This is a genomic window from Bradyrhizobium pachyrhizi, assembly GCF_001189245.1.
GTDB lineage: Bacteria > Pseudomonadota > Alphaproteobacteria > Rhizobiales > Xanthobacteraceae > Bradyrhizobium > Bradyrhizobium pachyrhizi.
Map to the genome: position 1 here is coordinate 15,440 of NZ_LFIQ01000020.1, position 2,993 is coordinate 18,432.

General features: G+C 66.4%; 5 protein-coding genes. 3 read left to right on the forward strand and 2 right to left on the reverse strand.

The features are described from left to right. From AKL29_RS42600 to AKL29_RS00505, 3 genes are all read left to right on the forward strand, one after another. On the forward strand, nucleotides 1-405 hold a 405-nt coding region (locus AKL29_RS42600; protein WP_193395176.1), incomplete at its 5' end, for a hypothetical protein. 73 nt (nucleotides 406-478) lie between these two features. Continuing rightward, nucleotides 479-832, forward strand: a complete 354-nt coding sequence (locus AKL29_RS46225) for a caspase family protein (protein ID WP_050382283.1) — start codon at nucleotides 479-481, stop codon at nucleotides 830-832. Nucleotides 833-861: 29 nt separating this feature from the next. Beyond that, nucleotides 862-1,632: a caspase family protein gene (locus AKL29_RS00505; protein WP_283809383.1), complete on the forward strand. Its 771-nt coding sequence runs from the start codon at nucleotides 862-864 to the stop codon at nucleotides 1,630-1,632. Between the two features lie 40 nt (nucleotides 1,633-1,672). Here AKL29_RS00505 and AKL29_RS00510 read toward each other — a convergent pair whose 3' ends face one another. Both AKL29_RS00510 and AKL29_RS00515 read right to left on the reverse strand, forming a co-directional pair. Next, the gene (locus tag AKL29_RS00510) at nucleotides 1,673-2,236 is read right to left on the reverse strand and encodes a DUF488 domain-containing protein (protein ID WP_050382288.1); all 564 of its coding nucleotides are present in this window, start codon (nucleotides 2,234-2,236) and stop codon (nucleotides 1,673-1,675) included. Beyond that, a complete protein-coding gene (locus tag AKL29_RS00515; protein WP_050382290.1) occupies nucleotides 2,229-2,438 on the reverse strand; it encodes a hypervirulence associated TUDOR domain-containing protein in 210 nt (69 codons plus the stop codon). Before AKL29_RS00515 ends, AKL29_RS00510 begins: the two co-directional genes overlap by 8 nt. Nucleotides 2,439-2,993: the final 555 nt, after the last annotated feature.

The window sequence follows — 2,993 nt, forward strand, 5'->3', positions numbered from 1 at the left end:
GCGGTGCGCGAAGGCCTCGGCAGCTACCTTGCCGCGGTCTCGCTCAATCCCAATATCGACTTGTCGGTGCATGACCGGGTGTTCTTCGCGCTCGGCGCCGGCACCGTGCCGGTGTTCGACGCCAACCGCTTCTCGGCCGCGGAGATGCCGCATCTCGCCCGCTTTAGCTTCGGCCAGGACACGACCAGCATCGCCGCCGCCGTCGAGGCCGTGCTGGCCGATCCGTCAGCGGCGCAGGCGGCGGCCGCGACCACCTTGCGCGAGCTTTATCCGCGCTTCTCGATGCAGCGGTCGGTGCAGGACATCCACGAGATCACGATGTCGATCGCGGGCGCCGCCGGCGCCAGTATGTTGCCGGCCGAGCCGGTGCCGGCCGGCGTCTGGACGCCGAAGCAGGCGGCCTGATCGCGCTCCATTTCCGTGGCCGCGTCGCGCCCGCTACGCTACCATGCACCCGTCACCTCCGATCGGGGCCAGCATGAATCGCCGCGCGTTTGTTTCGGGACTGGCCGTTGCCGCGGCGCTGGTGGGCTTCGCCGCGCCGGCGGCGGCCGACGGCAAGCGGGTGGCGCTGGTGATCGGCAACGGCGCCTACCGAAGCGTGCCGGCGCTCTCCAACCCACCGAATGACGCCGGCGATATCGCCACGGCATTGAAGCGTCTCGGCTTCGCGGTGACGCTGATCACCAATGCAGGCTTCGACGAGATGCGGCGCGGGCTGATCGCATTCGGGCGCAATGCCGCCGGCGCCGACATGGCGGCCGTGTACTTCGCCGGCCACGGCATGGAGATCAACGGCGACAACTGGCTGATCCCGGTTGATGCCGACTGAAGCGCGATACTGACGCCGCCAATGAAGCGATCAGCCTGCAAAGCGCGATGCTGCAGGTCTCGAACACCGGAAGTCTCGGCCTCGTCATCCTCGATGCCTGCCGCAACAATCCGTTCGCGGCGAAGATGAGCCGCTCGCTCGCCACCCGCGCTACTGCCGGCAGCGGGCTCGGCCGCATCGAGCCGGTCGGCAATGTGCTGGTCGCCTATGCCGCGCGCGACGGCACCACCGCGCTCGACGGCGACGGCCGCAACAGCCCGTTCGCCGCGGCGCTGCTCCGCAATATCGAGACAACGGGCGTCGAGGTCACCTTCATGTTCCGCAACGTCCGCGACGACGTGATGGAGGCGACGCGCAACGCGCAGCAGCCCTTCGTCTACGGCTCGCTGTCGCGCAAGGCGATCTATCTGGTGGCCGCGCCGCCGGCCGACGCCGCCGCCACGAAACAGGCGAACGCTGCGCCGGCAACCGCCGCATTGTCGGCGCCATCGGCGACGGCAGCCGGCGCGATCGATCCTGCGCTGGTCGGCACCTGGGAGATCATGGTGCCTAATGGTCGCGGCCAGTCGCGCTGGGTCTGGCGGATCATGGCCGACGGCACCTACCAATTCCACGCCGAGCCCTCGCGCGCCGCGCGCCCGCACGAAGGCACCGTCAGCTTTGCCAACGGCCGCTGGACGCTGCATGCGCTGAGAGGACTGAGGAATTACAACGACGGCGGCTCCTACGAGGTCCGTGGCACCATTGCCGTGATCACCGGCAAGCTCGGCACCGGCTATTGGAAACGCAGCGTGGAGTGAGTGGGCGCGGCGCGACGGTGCAGCCGGAAGCGTCGCCCTTTCACAAGTCCAGTTCACCCGTAGCCGGATAGACCACCGTGCCGTCGCCCTGGACGACGGCGCCTTCGGTGAGGCGGGCAGGCTCGAGGCGGCCCTCCCCCATGATGTGGAGGACGGTCTCGCCGGACGCGATGAGATAGTCGGCGACGATGCGGCGGTGGCAGCGCCACCACACGGCTTCCGAGCACATCATCGCGCAGCGTTGCCGGTGCCCTTCCTCGCGCAGATGTTGGAGCGCCGCGTGAAACTGCGGCGACAACGCATAGTCGGCGTAATTGTGAAAACTCTCGTTGCTCCAGAACCCGTTGACGGACGGCGCCACGCTTCGCGCCTTGCCGCGGAGCCCGCCGAGATCGGCCAGATGCTCATACGAGATATCAGCAGCCTTGAGCGACGTGGGCAGCGTGTCCTTGTTGAACTGCGGGTTGGTGCGCGACCGCGGCACCGTTCGGATATCGACGATACGCTCGATATTGGCCACGCCGAGGAGAGCGATGAAATCCTCGAGGCTGCGGGTGGAATGACCGATCGTGAAGAACGGAAGCGCCACGTCTTTGCTAGGCATGATGCAGCGCGCTGCCCTTGTGGGCCGCGACGTGATCGGTCTTGTCGCTCTTGATCTCGTATTGCGGATCGATCTCCGAGGCGCGGTGGGTGTGCCCCTTGTAGTCGAAATCGCTGGTGTGAACCGCGATGATGGTGCCCGAGACGCGGCCGGCCTCGGAATTCCAGCTGACGCGATCGCCGACCTTGAATTTCCTGGCCATGTTCGAAGCCTCCTTCAGGCGCGGAATTGCTCGTACAATACGGCGCCAATCGTCGGCACCGGGAAAGTGCAGCCGGGGCAAGCGAGCCGGCACCGGCCAGGTTCCCACCTCGCGCCTGCCGGAATTTCGCAGAACGGGTTCCGATGCTCAAGCGCGCGATCGAGCATCTCTCGGAGGATGAGCATGAGGAGATGCTCGGCGTTGTCGAGAAGCCTGCCTTGCGCGATTCCGCGCGTCGGCCAAGTGTTGAATGCGCCTCGCCGCAGCCACCGCTTTGATTATGCATTTCGCGCCAGCGTGGCACGCAGTTGAACCAACGGAACGAAGCTCGTTCAGCGGGATTGATCGCGACACCCTTGCAAGGAGTCCGGATATGCGACCAACCAAGGCTTTGCTGGTTCTCAGCTTCATCGCATCTGCAGCAACGATACTTCCTTATGACGCACAAGCCCGCCGCTTCGGAGGGGCCGGCGCTCGATCGGCTCACTTCCATGGAGGAGGAATGCGGCCTGGTTGGCATGGCGGCGGCACGCGATGGCATGCCGGCGGCTGGCA